We start from the raw sequence: 18,694 nt of genomic DNA, 5'->3' as shown, positions 1-18,694 counted from the left end.
GTTTATTACTGTTGGGTATTTGAAGGCTCTGAAATACTTGAAAGTGCTTCTTCTGCTTCATTATCAAACGATTCATTTGTGGCTAAGTCGCCTAATGCAACAATACCACATAATTTATTGTTTTCTACGACTGGTAAACGGCGAATTTGATTTTGTGCCATTACATCTGCTGCCTCTTCAACGGTCATTTCGGGTGTACCTGAGACAAGATTCTTTGACATCACTTGTGATACCGAAGTTGAATTATTTAATCCTTCTGCTGTTGAGCGTAATGTAATATCTCTGTCAGTAATAATTCCACAAATTTGTCCGTTATCTACTACTGGAATAGACCCTACGTTATTTTGTTTCATGATTTCAGCTGCTTCTTGAATGGTTTGATTTGATGAGACAGTTGCAACATTTTCCGTCATAATATTGCGGAGCATGTTCATTGTCATTGTATCCACCCCTTTCAAAAAGTATTTTTACCTAACTTAGCATACATATACATATCAAAATTACATAATGAAAACTCTAATAATTAGTGATATTACATGAGCTAATTATTTGAAAGAGAAAGTATATCCCTGTTTGATATCCTTTTTGCTTAAGTAGATTTAAAATTCCAATAAACAAATTATCTCCTACTAGCGTAATATCATTTTATACATTTAGTCGGAAAACGCGGGCATAATATTCTAAAGATGTAATTTAACCTATAAGTTCAAATGTAACCAATGCTCTATGCTCCTTAAAGGATAGTCTTTCGTACTTCAGCTCTGCTGTTTTAAGTCATATAATATATAATGACTCAAAAACGCAAACACTTTGCTGATTTTCTATAATAGAAATTCTAAATTGCTTGTTATGCTGTTGGAGCTGACTTTAATTTGTTATCATGAATCACAGTCAGGTCAATTATTTCCTGAGAAATTTGTCGATACCAATATATACTAGAAGCCCTTCATTAAAGGTATCTTTTCCTTATTCTTGTAGAGGTGATAATTTAATATTTTCACCTAACTTACGAAGATGGGTTTTTAATATTTTTCCGACGCCGTTTCGCGGGAGTTGATCAATAAATATAATTTTCCGAGGTGTTTTATTTTTGGATAAATGACTTTGACAATATAGTATAAGCTCTTCTTCGGTTATAGATTGTTTATCCTTTTTGACAACATATGCGACCACTTCCTCACCCATTTGATCATTAGGGATGCCCACAACAGAAGATTCTGCTACAGCTTCATGCTTTGCAAGTAATTCTTCTACATCACGAGGGTATATATTAAATCCTCCTCGAATAATCAAATCTTTTTTTCGGTCAACAATAAATAAATAGCCGTCTGTATCCATATATGCCATATCACCCGTATACAACCAAAAATCTTTTAACACCTGCTTTGTTGCTCTTTCATTTTGAAAATACCCTGGTGTAATATTATCACCTCTAGTAATTAATTCCCCAACTTGACCAGTAGCTAACTCATTTCCAACGTTATCAACGATCTTGACTTCAACACCTGGTATTGGGATACCAACCGAACCTGGTTTAATTACTGAACCTCTTTGGTGAGCAGCAACAACAGGTGCAGCTTCTGACAACCCGTAGCCTTCTAATATATCTGCACCAAATTTCTGCTTAAACGCGTGTAATAATGCTACTGGAAGAGGTGCTGAACCAGAAGCAACCCATTCAAGACTACTTAATTGATATTTGTCAGAATGCGGATATGAAAGCAATGCAAAAATCATAGCTGGCACTGCAGAGAAATTAGTCACTTTATATTTCTCAATGGCTTCAAAAACAGCTTTTGGATCAAAGTGATTAAATATAACAGCTGAGCTTCCAGTTAGAAAACAAGTATTAGAAATAGTTAAGCCATATACATGTGCAAGAGGAAGAATGCCGAGAGTAACTCCTCTTTTTGTTTCATTATGAAGAAAAGTATTTTCAGCGTTGGAATATAAGTTTTTATGAGTCAGCATCACACCTTTTGGTTTTCCAGTTGTTCCTGATGTATATAAAATAACAGCAGTATCTTCTGCATCTAGCTTTAGATCACTTTCTACATAAAGCTTATTTTCTTCGATATCTGTGTCATATAAATTAAATATGTTTTCATCAGTAGGCTGGTCAACCACTAGTACAACAGGTTTTTGTTCCAAATGGTCTATTGCGGATTCTACCTTTTCTAAAGATAGTGATGACGTAATGACTACCTTCGCTTGACAGTCTTTAATAATGTAGTGAATTTCTTTATCATGCAAGGTAAACATAATGGGTACAATAATTGCGCCTGATCTTATAATACCTTGATACGAAAAAATAACCTCTGGACAATTGGGCATACAGACAACAATACGATCACCTTTAGCGACCCCAAGTTTTTTTAACCCATGTGCAATTTTGTTTGAATAGTTTTTAATGTCTAAGTTAGAATACTTCTTATCTTTAAAATAAATAAAAGGATATTCACCAAAAGTTTCGATATTTTTATTAAGCAAATCACTTAATATCATGAACTCATCTCCTCTTTATAATCTTAAAAACAACAACCCATGTATTCATAGATCTTTATAACACTAGACGAAGTAGCACTATTCATAGAGCCTATAAACATTAATACCTTCACTTGATTTATCCACAAATACTTCATTTCTACTTTCCATTAAATCTAAGTGACCTTGAACTTGAGATAGTCCAAGAAACACTAATTTTCCTTTTAATCTAGGAAAGACTTCAATACAAATTTGATAGACCGTTTTGTCACTTGTTCTTAAAACCTTTCTTATTTGGTCACAACGATAATTATGTTCATTTAATCTTCGATCAATGATTGAAACATGGTCTGAAAATGGTCTGCCATGACCTGGGTATATAGTTGTTAATGGTAATGCTCTTGTTTTCATTAATGACTCTCGATATTGTATAAGTGGTTTAGGTCGCTCTTGCTCAAATGGTATAGGCGGTTCAATAAATGCGTTTACAGAAATATCTTTTAAAAGATGATCTCCGGCAAATGTAAGACCCGTTTCAGGGTCCCATAAAATCATATCTGTTTGACTATGCCCTGGTACAAAAAGAACTGAAAATCTTCTTCCACCTACAAAAACATGATCTTCATTACTTACATATTTGACATGCTGCCAATTCATATTATGATAACGGTGCTTTGATTGATGGCTTTCAGGATCAGCACCACATTCCTTTACAAAATAATTTAAAAAGTTTCTAGTTCTATTAAATTCATCTATTCCGCCATATAATATATGTTTTGCTCCTTCGTGAACAAATGTGGGTATGTCGATTTCCTCTTGTATATCTTTTACGCCTCCAGCATGGTCTGTATGCAAATGAGTGACAACAATCTCATCTAGTTCTTTGAAAGTAAGTCCCTCCTGCTTTAGCAAATACCTTAGCTTCTCAAGTGATTTTTTTCCAGGAAGTCCTGTATCGATCAGTGTCACAGATTCACCGATGACAACGTAGGCATTAACGTTCCCAACTGTAAATGGCGTCTCTATGGATAATGGAATGATCTTAAAAATGTTTATCCCTCCTCCCTTACACATTGCTCTTTTGAAACTTTAATGATTATGTTAATTAGTTAGCGCAGCAAGCCAAGATTTTATAGGGTACCTGTCATTTGAAAGAAGATGCAACGACCATCCGTTTGTGTATATGCTTACTCCTATACAATTACTTGTTATAAATACACGAAAAAGGGGATGAGATTGTCCCCTATTTCATACATATTATGGTGCCTTAAATTTATTAACTAAATATCTAACATTTTTTATATAAAAAGGCTAGCTGAATTAAACTTGTATCCACACTTCTCCATCTTTATAAACAACCCCTTCTGGATAACGAAGATTAATTACTTCTTCTTGTAGTTGTTGGGACGGTGCTTTTGTTGCTAATGATACGATTATATTTGTTAACAATGCAGCTACTAGTCAAAAACACCTGCTCCTGTATCAATAATTGATTTTTTTATATAGCTCTTTTCTGAAAACTTTGCTGCAATTCCAGCTTATGTAGCATAGCTAGATGTATATCATTTTTTTGAAGAAAAATAGCACTGACTTTACTTGAAAGCTCTGTTATGCTCTGATACGAAAAAGCCTTTTTATACAATTAGATTAATAGAATAAATATATAGAATATTCTAATAAGTTAATTATCTTTTCTGCATTTGACAACGTCAATATGTACAAGCTGAAAAACTTTCGTATTATTTCGACATTATTTTATTTCTGTCCTTTTTGTGAGGGATAAATTTCTACATGTTATACTAGAGAATGGCTATTTTCTCATAAATTGTTGTTTTTCGTACTAATATACAATTAGATTTTTGTACATTTTTTCTACTATAATATGAAGACTTTTGAGTAAAACGATATGTTTCTCTTCTAGCTTAAGAACTATAGTAACAAGTTTACTAAAAGAGTTTAAAGGCAAGAGCATTTATGTATGAAACAATTATTAATTGGATAATCTCATGTAATAGATAATAGGCTACATGATCATCAATAATATTTGATAACTCTTAGTTAATGACGATCATAAATAGTAGGCATTTGTTAATGAAATCGTTTAAATTACTAAGTGAACACGTTCACCCACTCTTTAGTGTTCGTACCACATTCACTTCTAAAAAGGCTTTTTTCCTAGACTTTGTTGCTACAAATTAGTAACATAAAAAGTGATTTTTATAGTTAATCATCGTTGCACTGAAGAAAAGATGTCAAGAACGATATATCATACGCCTTAAAAGCAGTAGCTTCAAAGGTTAGAAAAGAGCAGTTCTTACAATACATAATCGTTAGGAGACTTTATGAAAAACCAAAATAACCTAAATAATTATCTGTTTATTTCGTGGGCAGTATCATTAATTGCAACACTAGGTAGTTTATTTTTTTCTGAGGTTATGATGTTCGTTCCGTGCGAATTATGCTGGTATCAACGTATACTGATGTATCCACTCGTTATCATCCTTGGAATTGCATTGATAAAAAAAGATTATTCTATCTCACTATATTCATTTGTTCTATCTACTATAGGGGGGTTGATTTCTATTTACCATTTATCCATTCAAAAAATCTCTTTCATGGGTGAACATTCATTATCATGTGGCATGATACCATGTAATGTCGAATATATTAATTGGATGGGCTTTATTACTATACCTTTTCTTGCACTAATTGCATTTGTATTAATATCTGTTTTTAGCTTAATAACAATAAAAATTAATAAGGAGCTGGACTAAATGAAGAAAGTGATCATTTTTACATTAATCGTCTTAGGTTTATTCGCTGCATTAGTATTCGTTACTAAATATCAACAACAACAACAGGCGGCTGGAAACCCATTTAACAAAACATCACTCCATCCTGAAACAGTAAATCAATTAGATGATCCAAATTATCAAAATATTATTTTACCTAACGAACTTGATGAAAAACTGGCTAACAATGAATCAGCCACGATCTATTTCTATCAGTCTACATGTCCGGCATGTAAAGTAACATCACCCATCATCGTTCCCATGGCAGAAGAGATGGGAATTGACTTAAAATTATATAATTTACTAGAGTTTAATGAGGGATGGGATGAATATAACATTGAAAGTACACCAACAATAGTTCAATATAAAGATGGAAAAGAAGTCAGTCGTCTAAATGGAGCGGTTGGGGCAGAGAAATTCGAAAGTTGGTTTAAGGAGTGGACAAAATAACCTAAGCTTTCTAGGGTTATTACTACATTCAATACCTAATTTGAACGATTTTGATAACGAAACATTGCTGCATATGTAACTTAAAATGTGGCAGTTAGAAGAGTTGATAATTTGACTGTCATGTTTTATGTACAACAAAGGCTCTTTTCATAAACTTTGTTGCAATTGTTACCAAATTTGAACTGAAACATGTGATTTTATACTTTGGTCATCGTTATAGAAAATAGAAGATGCCACGAACTCTAGTTGTATATATGTTTAATTCTTTGTGCAAAAAATCAATGTAAAAAAAGCCAGAACAAAAGATGCTAAGAACTCTATTTGTAAATTTTTATTTAAAAAGTACCTTTTATAATGTTAAAACCGCCTATCTTACATTAGGCGGTTTTTAATCTTCACACTAAAAATTGATTATTAGGTTTACAATAATAACTAATTATGTTTGTTTTCGGTAAAGAAAAGTTTTCAATTTGAAAAGGAAATGATAAACTGTACTTTTCTAAGAAGCTTATATTTTTTTCAAATACTGTTCGATAATACTCAGAAACATTTTCATATTGTATTGTTTCTATAATATGTATTATTACTTGAAGGCTTGTAATAATTTGAATAGCTTCTTTCACCGTTCCATCATAATGCTTATACATCTCTACCTTAGATAATATGTTGTTTTTTTCCATCTCCGTTATTTCTTCATCTGTGAAATAACTAGGAAAAATGTCTGAGTAAAAATAAGTGATTAACTCCTCTATCTGTTTTTCTTGTTCAGGAGTAGATGCATACACAACTTTCACAAGATGACCCCCATCTTTACAATTCTTTTATAAGAATACCATAGACTTAATGTGCATGGTGCTGGTAACTGTTTCCCCATCTATAGTAAATTATAACAATGAGGAAAATTAAACATTTACCATCTTGCTCTATCTTATTAACAAAATAGATATGGTACTTATGCAACAAAGAAAGGAGATATATATATTGAGAGCGAATCGTAAAGGAGAATGGTATGAGATCATTGCACCTATAGAATGGCAGCAATTCACTATCAATCAAATATTTAAAGATCATTGGCAAATTCCAAAGAAATTAACTCATGATTTCCGCATGCACCGTAGAATAAAAATCAACAATCAGCCCATATCATGGGATACAAAAATACAAGCTGGAGATCGAATTCAATTACATATTTTTTATGAAGTTAACGATTCAGTCATTCCAGATTATGCCGATATACAAATTTTATATGAAGATGATCATCTCATTATTGTTAATAAACCTAGTGGCATGGACACACACCCTAATGAATTAGGACAAACAGGTACGTTAGCTAATGCCGTTTCTTATCACTTTCTATCAAACGGTATTTCTGCCACTGCAAAACACGTCCATCGTCTAGACAGAAATACAACAGGTGCGGTTCTCTTTGCAAAACACCCTCTTGTTGGTGTGATGTTAGATAAAATGCTAACAGAGCGCAATATCAAAAGAACATACCTTGCTGTTGTTCATGGTATTCTCACAAAAAAACAAGGATGTATTGATGCACCGATTGGGCGTGATCGACACCATCCAACGAAAAGAAGAGTGTCCAAAAACGGTCAAGATGCAATCACCCATTACAAAGTCATTTCAAATAATCGAAATGAAAATACATCTCTATTACATTTACAATTAGATACTGGCCGTACACATCAAATACGTGTTCATCTCAGTCATTTGAATCACCCTTTAATTGGTGACGTTTTATATGGTGGGAAAAAATCAAAAGCTGCTAGACAAGCATTACATGCTGCAAAAATCTCTTTGCACCACCCTTTTACAAATGAATTGATTGAATGCTATGCACCGTTCTTGGACGAGCCACCAATTTTCCCTGATGATGTAACTAATTATTTGCCTTAAGCTCTATGCTTCTATAATAACTACGTCTTGCTATTCAACTTTGGTAACAATTGCAGCAAAGTTTTAGCGAAGCACCTTAGCTTGTGATTATTCAGCTTAACGTACATGTTTATTTCTTAATTAATAAAACAATTTTCAATGTAAAAAAACATTCCTTAAGATAATCCATACTTCTCTAGCTTTCGATATAAGGTAGATAAGCTAATATTTAGCATCTTTGCAAGTTGCTCCTTTTGCTCCTTTTGATTTAATGGGAGATGCTGTGCTAATATATTTCGTTCAAAGTTAGCAACCATTGAGTCTAAACTACTACTATTTTGACGAGTATGTAGATAATAAGGAAGATCTTCAAAGGTTAGAGTATGTGGTGATTCTACCATATTCATCATATACTCTACTGTATTCTCTAATTGACGAATATTCCCTGGCCACTCATTTTGTAAAAACCACTGCTCTAGAAGAGGATCCAATTTTGGTACGTTTTTTTGTAATATTTGACTATATTTTTTTAGAAAATACGACAAGAATAGTCGTATATCTCCCACCCTTTCTGATAATGAAGGTAAACGAAGTGGTATGACATTAATCCTGTAATATAAATCTTCACGAAAAGTCCCTTTCGTAACCATTTCCCACAAGCTTTTGTTTGTTGCTGCGATGACTCGGACATTTAAAGAATATTGACGAGTGCCTCCCACTCTTTCAACCTGCTTCTCTTGTAGCACTCGTAGTAATTTAGGCTGTACCGAAAGTGGTAAATCACCTATTTCGTCAAGAAAGATCGTCCCATTATTTGCTGCCTCAAATTTACCAATTTTCCCTTCACGATTTGCTCCAGTAAAAGCGCCTTTATCATAACCAAACAATTCACTCTCTACTAATGTTTCTGGAATAGCCGAACAATTAACAGTAATAAATGGTTGGTTAGCTCTGTTGCTCTCATAATGAACAGCCTTCGCCATACATTCTTTACCTGTCCCATTTTCCCCAGTTAGTAGAATAGTTGATGGGCTATTGACTACTTTTTTTGCTTTCTTAACGACAGAGTAAAATTGTTCACTTTCTCCTATCATATCGGCGAAAGAATAAGCTCTCTTCTCTTGGTGAAATCCTTCATGAACTTCACAATTTTTCGTTGTTACTTCAAGTAGTAATAGCTTATTTTCAAGTAATGTGCTAATAGTTCCCATAAATTTATATAGTTTCTCTTTGTTGGTTGCGATTAAATCTCGTTGTTCTGACGTAAAACCGATAAACCCTATAACTCCAATTGGTTGATCATTCATCATGACAGGGTAACCCATAGTTGCTAATTCCGTACACCGTTCATGAAAAATACAGCTTATACAATGTTCATGATCTTTGCGATTATCGAAAATAGTTCCCTTTGATCCTGTACGTAATATTTGCTCAAAAAAGGAACCTTCTGGTATCGATTTTCCAATTAGACTTTGATGAAACCCTGTGCCACTTACTCTTATTCCTAGCTCATCAATAATAGAAACTTCCAACCCTAGTAAGTCTGCCATATTGTCAGCACACGATTGGGCAAATTCTTCTATCTTAGATATATATGACATTATTTTCACCTCATAAGTGCTTGCTCAATATCAAATAATATATCGCGCTTTTCTTCTAATCCAGTTGACAATCTAATGAGACCATCAGTAATTCCAAACGAAGCTCTTTCATGTTTAGGTATAGCAAAATGGGTCATCGATGCTGGGTGTTGTACAAGCGTTTCTGGGTCACCGAGGCTGAATGAAATCATACAAAGCTCCAATCTATCTATAAATTTCTTCGCTTCTTCAAAGCCTCCTTTCACTTCAAAAGAAACGATACCTCCACATCCATTCATTTGTTCTTTGACAAGTTGATATTGAGGATGTGTTGTTGATCCAGGAAAATAAACATTACTAATATATGGGTGTTGTTCCAAATAGTTTGCAATTTCATGAGCACTATCACAATGGTGTTTCATTCGTATAGGTAATGTCTTTAATCCACGTAAAATTAAGTAGGAATCCCATGCGTTTAAGTGTTGCCCTAAATCACCCATCACATTTTTACGAATATATTCAATCTGTTGCTGATTGCTAATTATGAAACCTGCTAATACATCACCATGTCCGTTTAAGTATTTTGTGGCACTATGGATAACAATATCTGCACCAAGCTCTAATGGCTTTTGTAATAATGGAGTCATTAAAGTATTATCAACTACGACGATTAGCCCGTGTTCATGTGCTAATGTTGATAACTTGTTAATATCTAATACTGTTAGACAAGGGTTAGATGGTGTTTCAATAAATAGTACTCTAGTTTCAGGCCTTATCGCTTGTTTTACCATAGCTAAGTCCGTACAGTCTACATAATCATATGTAATTCCAAAGCGCGGGCCAAGCGTAGATAAAAATTTATACGTTCCACCGTATATGTGTTTTGTAACAAGTACATGTTCTCCATGTTTAACATTTGCTAAGATGGCGCTAGAGATAGCTGCCATCCCACTTGATAAACCTAATGCAGCTTCTCCATTTTCTAATAAAGCGATTTGCGCTTCTAAATCATTTGTCGTAGGATTACCGTATCTTCCATAATAAATCCCATCCCTTGCTCCTGAAACAACCGATGCTGCTTCTTCAGTATTTTCGAATGCATATGCCACAGCTGGTGTTACTGAGTTCGCTATTACCCCATTTCTTCTCTTTTCTTTATTACCATGAATACATTTAGTATTTATACTCCAATCATATATCGTTTCTGTCATTTCGAGTTCCTCCCTTAATAATGAAACAACATCTTTTTTTGCAATATTTGTGCCAACGAGGGATACTCCTATGTTATCTAGAAAAGATATATGTAATAACCATTTTTAATTAGTATCAATTGTTCTTATAGCAGTAATAATTCGCATAATTGAAAATGAATTTTTATGATTGAGAATGATCTTTTATCCATCTCATTATAAACCATTGACTAACAAATCATAAATCAGTAGAATGAAACACAATATTATCTACAGTGATATATTCATAGTTGTAATTTATATTACTACATTGCATCATGAAAGGAGCTCACCAATGAATAAACATCAGTTAAAAGAACGTATTGCAGTCTCAAATCAAACAAATGAGGCGGATTTAGTTATAAAAAATGGAAAAATAGTTGATCTATTTAATTTAGATATAATAAATGCAGATGTTGCCATCTCAGACGGTGTTTTTGTCGGCATTGGTACTTATTCAGGAAAAGAGGAAATTGACGCTAATGGGAGGTATATTGTTCCATCATTTATTGATAGCCATGTACATATAGAATCTTCCATGGTCACTCCAGTTCAATTCTCACAAGTTGTTTTACCCCATGGGATTACAACTGTCATCACAGATCCACATGAAATAGCTAATGTTACTGGAGCTGATGGCATATCCTTTATGTTAAATAATTCAGATAATGCTCCAATGGATATATATTTCATGCTACCATCATGTGTTCCAGCGACGCCATTTGAAAATTCAGGTGCAACGTTATCTGCTAAAGATTTAGAACCCTTCTTCAAGCACCCAAGAGTTTTAGGTTTAGCAGAAGTAATGGATTATCCAGCAGTTATGAATGGCGAAGAAACGATGATGGATAAATTAACGACAGCTATGAAATACTCTGATCGAATAGATGGTCATTTAGCTGGATTAGATGAGCAAGCTATCAATATATACATGACTGCTGGAATACGAACTGATCACGAATGTGTATCAGTTGAAGAAGCTAGAGATCGTATTAAACGTGGAATGTACGTGTTAATTCGTGAAGGTTCTGGTGCAAAAGACCTTATTTCAGTCATTCCAGCGGTAAATACAAATAATGCTCGTAGATTTGCATTTTGTACAGATGATAAACATTTAGATGAGTTAATTGAAGAAGGAAGTATCAACCATAATATACGCTTAGCAATCCAGCATGGTTTAGAACCGTTACTCGCTTACCAATTAGCATCATTAAATGCGGCAGAGTGCTTCGGGCTAAAAAATAAAGGCGCCATTGCTCCCGGTTATGAAGCCGACTTCCTACTAATTGATAACTTAGAAGAGGTAGCTATTCATCAAGTTTTCAAAGCTGGGAAGCTTGTTGCTCAAGATGGTAAAATGGTAATAGAAGATACGAAAAACCAAGAACAACATTTACCTGAAAGAATTATTCATACAGTTAATATTCCTAAGATCGGTAATAAAGATTTAATGATCCCTATGACAAATAGTTCGAGTGCTAATATAATTGGTATTATTCCAAATAGTATACATACTAAGCATCTTGTTGAAGAGGTCTCAGTAGTAAATGATGAATTTATAGCATGCACGAAAAAGGATCACTTAAAAATTGCAGTAGTCGAACGGCATAAAAAGACTGGAAATGTTGGCTTAGGCATCGTAAAAGGACTTGAATTATCATCAGGAGCTATAGCTGCAACGGTAGCACACGATTCACATAATATAGTTGTAGCAGGTACAAATGACGAAGATATGATAGTAGCCATCAATCAAATATCACATATGGGTGGCGGACTTGTTGTCGTCAAAGATAACAAAATACTAAGTGCAGTACCATTGAATATCGGTGGACTGATGTCCGAAAAATCATTTAACAGTGTATACGGGGAGCTAAAACAGCTAGACGATGCATTACAGCAAATTAACGCACCAACTCATTTTAACCCATTTTTAACATTGTCCTTTTTATGTTTGCCAGTAATCCCTAAGCTAAAGGTCACAGACCTTGGTTTATTTGATGTAAAAACATTCAAACATATACAAATAGCTACGAATGAGAAATAAATAGAAGCACCTTTGGATATACGATTGACTAAAAAAGCATACTTAACAAACTACACGTCGTGATGTCCCTACAAAAACAAATGTTACCAAAGATTACGAAATAAAAATCCTCTTACACAAATGTGTAAGAGGATTTTTTGAATATACAGCAAATCTTCTTCTTTGTAAGTTCGATATATCTTTGTCAAACTTCATCTCTGATTTTCACTACTCTTTTGCTATCCTAATTAGCATAATAGAATTTTGCAGTAACTGAACCATCTTCATTTTCCACAATGTCTGTTACATGAATGCCACTATCTGCTGGTGTAGAATTAAAATCTTTCCAGAAATAATATGAACCAGTGTGTACATTTTTAGAATTAGGTGTTATTTCATCACCAGTTTTAAAGAAATCAGCTGCTTCACCACTGTTATTATTTTTCTCAAGATCATATTTTCCGTCAGCTTGAAGTACTGATAAACCATAGTGCGTAATTGGTGCACCTTCGATGAACTCTACTTGATTTTCTTGGAAACGCTTATTCTTCCAGTTTTCCACGTTATTTGGTCTGTTTACCGGGTCTGCTTGCTTAATCACATTTTCATCAACATGCCATATAACTAGACCACTAGCGTCCTCACCCATTCTATTAAACCCTTCATTAAACCCTTGTTGCTGTACATTTTCAATTAAGAAATATTCAGTTCCATTAGAACCTGGAACTGCCATTTTAACTACGTCAGGTGACTCATTAATAGGTTGCAAAGTAATTTCCTGTACGCCATCTTCTGGTGTTACTTCAATTGGGTCAACCCACCCTAGGAATACTTTTGATAGTGGATCAAAATGTGCTGGTGAGTTACCAGAGTATTGCGGAGCATTAGGGTATCTATTCCAAGATCCACCTGCCATAAGTGTGAACTGTCCTGCACCTCTTGAAGTGTAATCTGTATCATAAAAATCTGGTAAACCTAAAGCATGTCCAAACTCATGTGCAAATACACCTGGTTGTGCAGGATATGGACCAGTAACAAACTCCTCACTGTAACTTCCAGTTGATTCATCGTACCCAGCAACATTCCCACCAATTTCTGGTTCTACTGTGTAATTATTTACTACGACACCATCGTAAACTAAACTTGGAGTAATGTCATTCATGAATTGATCGATCTCTTCATCAGTTACATTTCCATCTTGATCTACGTCAGCCGCAGGAAAGCCAGTTTCATAATACTTACCCCAATAAGCTGCTGAAAGCACATTCCATTTATGAGACCAAATTTGAGCAGGATCCGTACTAAATTCTGCTCCAGTTCCTTCATGAACGACAAAGATATTCGGCACTTCACCATCTACAGCATATTTAGAGAAATCAATTTTCTCATCAGCAGTTTGCAATAAATCAATTAATAACTCACCAATTCTAGCATCTCCATTTACATTCCCGTGTACGAATGCATCACTTTGTTCCAAATAATAAGAAGCTTCTTTAGGGAGGGTAATCCATCCGATATCTGTCATGTCATCATACGTTGTTAACGTTACTTTCCCATAGCTTGCTTCTTTATATAAATTTGCCATCGTTCGGTTTGTAGGTGCCTTAATACCTTCAAACTCTTCGTATTGTTTAAACCTATCGATTTCATAAGGATTGTATTGCTCTCCAAACACTAAATCATTCAAGTAACTAGCTGGTACTCGGTCTTCAGGCGCACCTAAAGCTGTATCTGGAAATTCAGCTAGTAGGACTAACATAGGAATTTCATCATCTGTAAATTGATAGTCGACACCATCTTGCCCAGGTTGTTCAAATTTATTTCCACGGTTTAACTCTTTATTAGCTGGATCAACTTTCTCCAACTTAACTCCATTTTTTTTCGCACGTTCCGCAAGCTCAGGTGCAACTGAAACATGTTCTGCTAAATTAATATTAAAAGATTCGTTTTTCGCGTCTGCCTTTGGTGACTCAAGCAGCTGAGTTCCAGCTATAGTTCCACCTACTAACGTAGCTGATAAAACGAGTGAAGAGATTTTTTTAAACATATTTTTCCTCCTTGTTTATTAATATACAAATGAGAGATACACAGCAAAACAACAACAAAGTTCCCCTCATATTGCTTATACTTTTACTTATTAAGTAGTAAAGAAAGCCAAATTTGATAATGGCTTCTCTCAAGCAACTCCAAAATAGATGTTACCCGATAGAGATAGTTGGTATTATACAATCAAAATAACAAAAAATTTTTGATTAGGCCTTTTTTAACCCCCTTTATTTTCTGTATATTATAAATTTAATAATATTACAAAAACTTAAAAATTTCTATAATTCAAATAAAAACACGACAATATAGCTATAATTTTGGTATAATTACGAAAAAAACAAGCTATTTTATCAAAAAATGTAGTTATTATTGATAAATATCAAACTTTCTTACTATATCAATATATATAATATTTTATTTTAGATCTAATCAATTTTAAGGAAAGGAAGGCTCTATTCAAAAACTTTGTTGTTAAAAAGAGTTCTAAGTAATTATCAAAGTTGGATCCATGGTTAATTATTAGTACGAAAAACAACAATAAATCCGAAAACATCTTGAAGTTAAGAACTATTCTTTAATGGTATAAATTGTTATTATGCATGTAAAAAAGCCTATCTTATAAAGATAGACCTAAAAAACAGTTTAATAATTTCTTACTGTTACTCTATTTTTTATATTTTTTTGACCCCAACAAAAGCAATATTGTGATTACAGTAAAAGCAATTAAAGCTAAAAAAGGAATCGTAATAAAGCCAAACCAATTAATATACTCGTTACTACAAGGAACACCGTTAACACATGGTTTTATTCCACCAAAACCAGGTATTTTTTGTTCTAAATAATGTAGAAGAGAAATACAAATTCCTAAAATTGACATCGGAAGAACAAATTTTCTTACACTTATATCGTTTTGATAAGTACCGATACCTAATATTAGTGTTAGTGGGTACATTAATATCCGTTGATACCAACATAGCTCACAAGGTATAAACCCTCTAATCTCACTAAAATATAAACTTCCAAAGGTTGCTATTAAAGACACTATCCATGCACCATATAGGAAGAGTTGACCGCTACCGTCTCTACTAGAATCCTTCATCATTTAATTGTCCTCTAATTGTTGTTCTATTAATTTCTTTATTTCACCATAGTCCATAGGATTGTCCATCATAACCCCGTTTATAATAACCGATGGAGTCATTTCAACTTTATATTCTTTCACTAATTTATCGTCAATATTTACTTCATCCATTGTTGATTTTTCAATTAAATCATTCTCTAATTGTTGTAAGTCCATATTTGTTGTGGCCTCGGCAACTTCAAGAATTTTTTCTATCGTAACCCATTGTCCTACATGCTCTACAGGTTGTTCACTAAATAATTTCTTATGAAAATCCCAGTATGCTTGTGGATCATTCTTATATACTACTTCGGCAGCAAGTGAAGCTAGGATTGATTCTTCCCCATGGAATAACACATTTACATAAGATAGTTTTACTAAACCCTTATCAATATAATCCTTCTTTAATTCTGGATAAATATACTCTCCCCAACTCTTACAAGCCGGACACAAAAAATCTCCAAACTCAACAATAGAAACTGGCGCATCAGCTTCTCCAATAGTAGGTTGATTCTCAATAGATGGATGTGACGCCATATCACTACCAGGTTTTTGACTCTCTTTATTCACTATAATAAGTAAAGATATCAAGGCAATAATAATTAAAGGAAGTGCTATTAGAAATTTCATATTTGTAGATGATTGATTTTTTCTGTTTTTCATATGTCACCTCTCAAATTTATTAATAGACTCTAGAATAATATAAACCTATCGTTAAAGATAATCCACTATTTATCTTAACATGGGTGAACAGAAAAAGTTTCTGTAAATGAGATAATTTTTTTACATTTTTTCCTTTAATTTTATATAATTACTACTTTTTTCTTAAAATTTTCATCCTAAACTTTGTTGTTGTATTCACAAAATTAAATCTAAATAATGACTTTTAAACCATTGTTAAGGTTTAATAAAGAAGAACAGAAGCCGAAGCTCTTCAAGTAGACGTGTAAAATTGTTAATAAGGATAATATCAATCAATGAGAAAACAGCCATTCTTTAGGAAACATGTTAAACTGCTTGCCATCGCACAAACAAAATCTAGTTAATAGAATTGCATGTTATATATCATCTGCTAAACTACAGTTTCGGAGCTATTCTTAACTATATTACAAAACAAAAAGAGCTGTTTCCTCTTTGAATCATAATTACTTCTTCTTTTATTTTGATAATAGAATGAAAATAACCGCTAAAATTGCTGGAGTTCCTTGCTTAATAAAAATTCCTTTATTTGCTGTCATTGCTCCAAATATAGAAGCAATTATTACACATATTAAGAAAAATAGCTGGATCATAATTTTACTTGAATCTGGAACAAAAAATAATCCCCAGATCAAGCCAGCTGCTAGAAAACCATTATATAGACCCTGATTGGCAAATAAAATTTTCACCTTTGGAATTTCTAGTACATCTTTTGTCACTCCAAAAGTTTTTTGGGCTGTTCTACTTGTCGAATAAAACATCTCAAGAAGCATGATATATATGTGCTCAAAAGCTACAATCAAAACAAAAATAATTGAAAATAACTCCATAAATACACTCCTTTTACATATTATTTAATATTTCCTATTCATTTTAGTGTCACACTCACAATAAAAAAAGACAATCCCTGAAATAACAGTTAAGCATCATGATCTACATATAGCCATGGGTTGTTGAAGTTGTGCCTAACGAGAAGAGCATATTTTCCTTATTCATTATAAAAAAATCAACTGAATCTTATAGAACTTTATCTAATGGTAGAAAAGCCATGAACTTGATAGATACGAGTTTATGTCTTAGAACGAAAATAAATAATCCATGTGAAAACATCCTCTGAAAAAGATCGACCATTCTATACGTTATTGTTGAAGATCGATAAGTCCATAAGTGACGTTTCAGCACAGTCTCTAGAGATTCAATGTTTATCTTGATTGAGAAATAGTTGACTTTGTTTCCATATTCTCACCTGATGGATCCCTAGAAATAAAGAAAATAGCAATTAAAACAAACAACATTCCAAACAAATGGGACAATAGAAGCTCTTCTTTTAAAATTAGAAATGAAAGGATTACAGAGCTGAATGGAATTACACTTGTTAAAACTCCAGCTGAGCTTGCAGGAACTTTTGATAAACCTTGATACATCAAAAGAAAAGCAAGTACCGTTACAACGATTCCAAAGTATAAAATATTCATCCAATCCATTAGACCAACACTTGAAAAGTCAAATTCTTTAGCTTCATAGATTGCAAATGGTAAAAACATAATAAGACCAAAAATACTCATCAAAGTTGATATTGTAAGAGGTGTAAACCTATTAGATACAGATTTCCCCATTGTAATAAACAATGTTTCACCCAATACTGCTCCAAATATTAAAAGGTTTCCTAAGATGGAGTTGATTGTACCTAATTCACCGTCTATAAGATTAATCAACAACACGCCTAATACTGCAAAAATAATCCCTAACCCTTTTGTTTTTGTTAGTCTTTCTTTTAAGAACAAAAAAGATACTACGCCTATCACAGCAGGGAGAGTGCTTGTTATTATCCCTGCTTCAATTGCAGTCGTATATTTCAAACCATAAAGCATAAAAATATTAAACAAAAATACTCCTGTAAATGCTTGAAGAAAAAGAATAAATAAGTCTTTTAATCTAATAGATGGAAATTGTTTTTCTTGTAGCAATAAAAATGGAACCAGAATAATTGTTGCAACAATAAATCGTAATTCCGATGCTAAAAAAACTGGAAAACTTGAAATAATAAGTTTTCCAAATACCACAGAACTCCCCACAATTGCCATTGCTAAAAAAATCTTTGTATATGCCAATATTGATGGATTCATTGCACATTCTCCTTGTTTTAAAACTAATATTACAACGACAAACGTTATCATTTTTTGTTGTTTTTACATCAACATTTTCTAATTTTCATATGGGACGTTAAACACATCTATTTTACAACCATTGTCATTTGTTTATTACCTTCCATATCCACTATGGATTATGAAGTTCCTTTAACGTAACCCTCAAAAATTCATTTGAGTTTCAAATTAACATTGATAATCTAATTGATCCATATACATAATAAGAAAATAACTTCCCTA

General features: G+C 33.1%; 15 protein-coding genes and 1 pseudogene. 4 read left to right on the top strand and 12 right to left on the bottom strand.

Annotated elements, in window-relative coordinates; all coding sequences use genetic code 11:
• Nucleotides 1–5: 5 nt before the first annotated feature.
• The 4 genes and pseudogenes from ACSVDA_RS15835 to ACSVDA_RS15820 all read right to left on the bottom strand — a co-directional run.
• Complete coding sequence (locus ACSVDA_RS15835) at nt 6–434, bottom strand: CBS domain-containing protein (protein ID WP_485884401.1); 429 nt, start codon at nt 432–434, stop codon at nt 6–8.
• 532 nt (nt 435–966) lie between these two features.
• Nucleotides 967–2,505, bottom strand: a complete 1,539-nt coding sequence (locus ACSVDA_RS15830) for a long-chain-fatty-acid--CoA ligase (protein WP_485884391.1) — start codon at nt 2,503–2,505, stop codon at nt 967–969.
• A 78-nt stretch (nt 2,506–2,583) separates the two neighbouring features.
• Entirely contained in the window at nt 2,584–3,558 is a 975-nt protein-coding gene (locus ACSVDA_RS15825) for an MBL fold metallo-hydrolase (RefSeq protein WP_485884390.1), read from the bottom strand.
• 246 nt (nt 3,559–3,804) lie between these two features.
• Nucleotides 3,805–3,974, bottom strand: a pseudogene (locus ACSVDA_RS15820) (cation acetate symporter); the annotation flags it as partial.
• Nucleotides 3,975–4,826: 852 nt separating this feature from the next.
• On the opposite strand from ACSVDA_RS15820, the gene ACSVDA_RS15815 reads away from it, so the two are divergent.
• Nucleotides 4,827–5,258, top strand: a complete 432-nt coding sequence (locus tag ACSVDA_RS15815; protein WP_485884389.1) for a disulfide oxidoreductase — start codon at nt 4,827–4,829, stop codon at nt 5,256–5,258.
• Complete coding sequence (locus ACSVDA_RS15810; protein WP_485884388.1) at nt 5,259–5,726, top strand: thioredoxin family protein; 468 nt, start codon at nt 5,259–5,261, stop codon at nt 5,724–5,726.
• Between the two features lie 395 nt (nt 5,727–6,121).
• Here the strand turns inward: ACSVDA_RS15810 and ACSVDA_RS15805 are convergent, their stop codons facing one another.
• Nucleotides 6,122–6,520 carry a DUF5365 family protein gene (locus ACSVDA_RS15805; RefSeq protein ID WP_485884387.1) on the bottom strand — a complete coding sequence of 133 codons (399 nt, stop codon included), beginning with the start codon at nt 6,518–6,520 and terminating at the stop codon, nt 6,122–6,124.
• A gap of 160 nt (nt 6,521–6,680) precedes the next feature.
• On the opposite strand from ACSVDA_RS15805, the gene ACSVDA_RS15800 reads away from it, so the two are divergent.
• Nucleotides 6,681–7,631 carry an RluA family pseudouridine synthase gene (locus ACSVDA_RS15800; protein ID WP_485884386.1) on the top strand — a complete coding sequence of 317 codons (951 nt, stop codon included), beginning with the start codon at nt 6,681–6,683 and terminating at the stop codon, nt 7,629–7,631.
• Nucleotides 7,632–7,786: 155 nt separating this feature from the next.
• Here the strand turns inward: ACSVDA_RS15800 and ACSVDA_RS15795 are convergent, their stop codons facing one another.
• Nucleotides 7,787–9,211 carry a sigma-54 interaction domain-containing protein gene (locus tag ACSVDA_RS15795; RefSeq protein ID WP_485884385.1) on the bottom strand — a complete coding sequence of 475 codons (1,425 nt, stop codon included), beginning with the start codon at nt 9,209–9,211 and terminating at the stop codon, nt 7,787–7,789.
• Nucleotides 9,212–9,216: 5 nt separating this feature from the next.
• Nucleotides 9,217–10,401 (bottom strand): trans-sulfuration enzyme family protein, encoded by a 1,185-nt coding sequence (locus ACSVDA_RS15790; protein WP_485884384.1) that lies wholly within the window; start codon nt 10,399–10,401, stop codon nt 9,217–9,219.
• 313 nt (nt 10,402–10,714) lie between these two features.
• Here ACSVDA_RS15790 and ade point away from each other — a divergent pair, with 313 nt between their 5' ends.
• Nucleotides 10,715–12,463 carry an adenine deaminase gene (gene ade, locus ACSVDA_RS15785; RefSeq protein ID WP_485884383.1) on the top strand — a complete coding sequence of 583 codons (1,749 nt, stop codon included), beginning with the start codon at nt 10,715–10,717 and terminating at the stop codon, nt 12,461–12,463.
• 223 nt (nt 12,464–12,686) lie between these two features.
• On the opposite strand, the gene ACSVDA_RS15780 is transcribed toward ade, so the two are convergent.
• The 5 genes from ACSVDA_RS15780 to ACSVDA_RS15760 all read right to left on the bottom strand — a co-directional run bounded on the left by ACSVDA_RS15780 (nt 12,687) and on the right by ACSVDA_RS15760 (nt 18,433).
• Nucleotides 12,687–14,489: a M6 family metalloprotease domain-containing protein gene (locus ACSVDA_RS15780; RefSeq protein ID WP_485884382.1), complete on the bottom strand. Its 1,803-nt coding sequence runs from the start codon at nt 14,487–14,489 to the stop codon at nt 12,687–12,689.
• A gap of 663 nt (nt 14,490–15,152) precedes the next feature.
• On the bottom strand, nt 15,153–15,590 hold the full coding sequence (locus ACSVDA_RS15775) for a disulfide oxidoreductase (RefSeq protein ID WP_485884381.1): 438 nt from the start codon (nt 15,588–15,590) through the stop codon (nt 15,153–15,155).
• On the bottom strand, nt 15,591–16,271 hold the full coding sequence (locus ACSVDA_RS15770) for a DsbA family protein (RefSeq protein ID WP_485884380.1): 681 nt from the start codon (nt 16,269–16,271) through the stop codon (nt 15,591–15,593). It lies immediately after the preceding gene.
• Nucleotides 16,272–16,765: 494 nt separating this feature from the next.
• A complete protein-coding gene (locus ACSVDA_RS15765) occupies nt 16,766–17,137 on the bottom strand; it encodes a DUF1304 domain-containing protein (protein ID WP_485884379.1) in 372 nt (123 codons plus the stop codon).
• A gap of 372 nt (nt 17,138–17,509) precedes the next feature.
• The gene (locus ACSVDA_RS15760; RefSeq protein WP_485884378.1) at nt 17,510–18,433 is read right to left on the bottom strand and encodes a DMT family transporter; all 924 of its coding nucleotides are present in this window, start codon (nt 18,431–18,433) and stop codon (nt 17,510–17,512) included.
• Nucleotides 18,434–18,694: the final 261 nt, after the last annotated feature.

It is taken from the genome of Cytobacillus sp. Hm23 (genome assembly GCF_051842895.1).
Taxonomy (GTDB): Bacteria; Bacillota; Bacilli; order Bacillales; family SM2101; genus Nanhaiella.
Note: the sequence above shows the minus strand (reverse complement) of the source record. Positions and strands in the feature narration are given on the sequence as shown.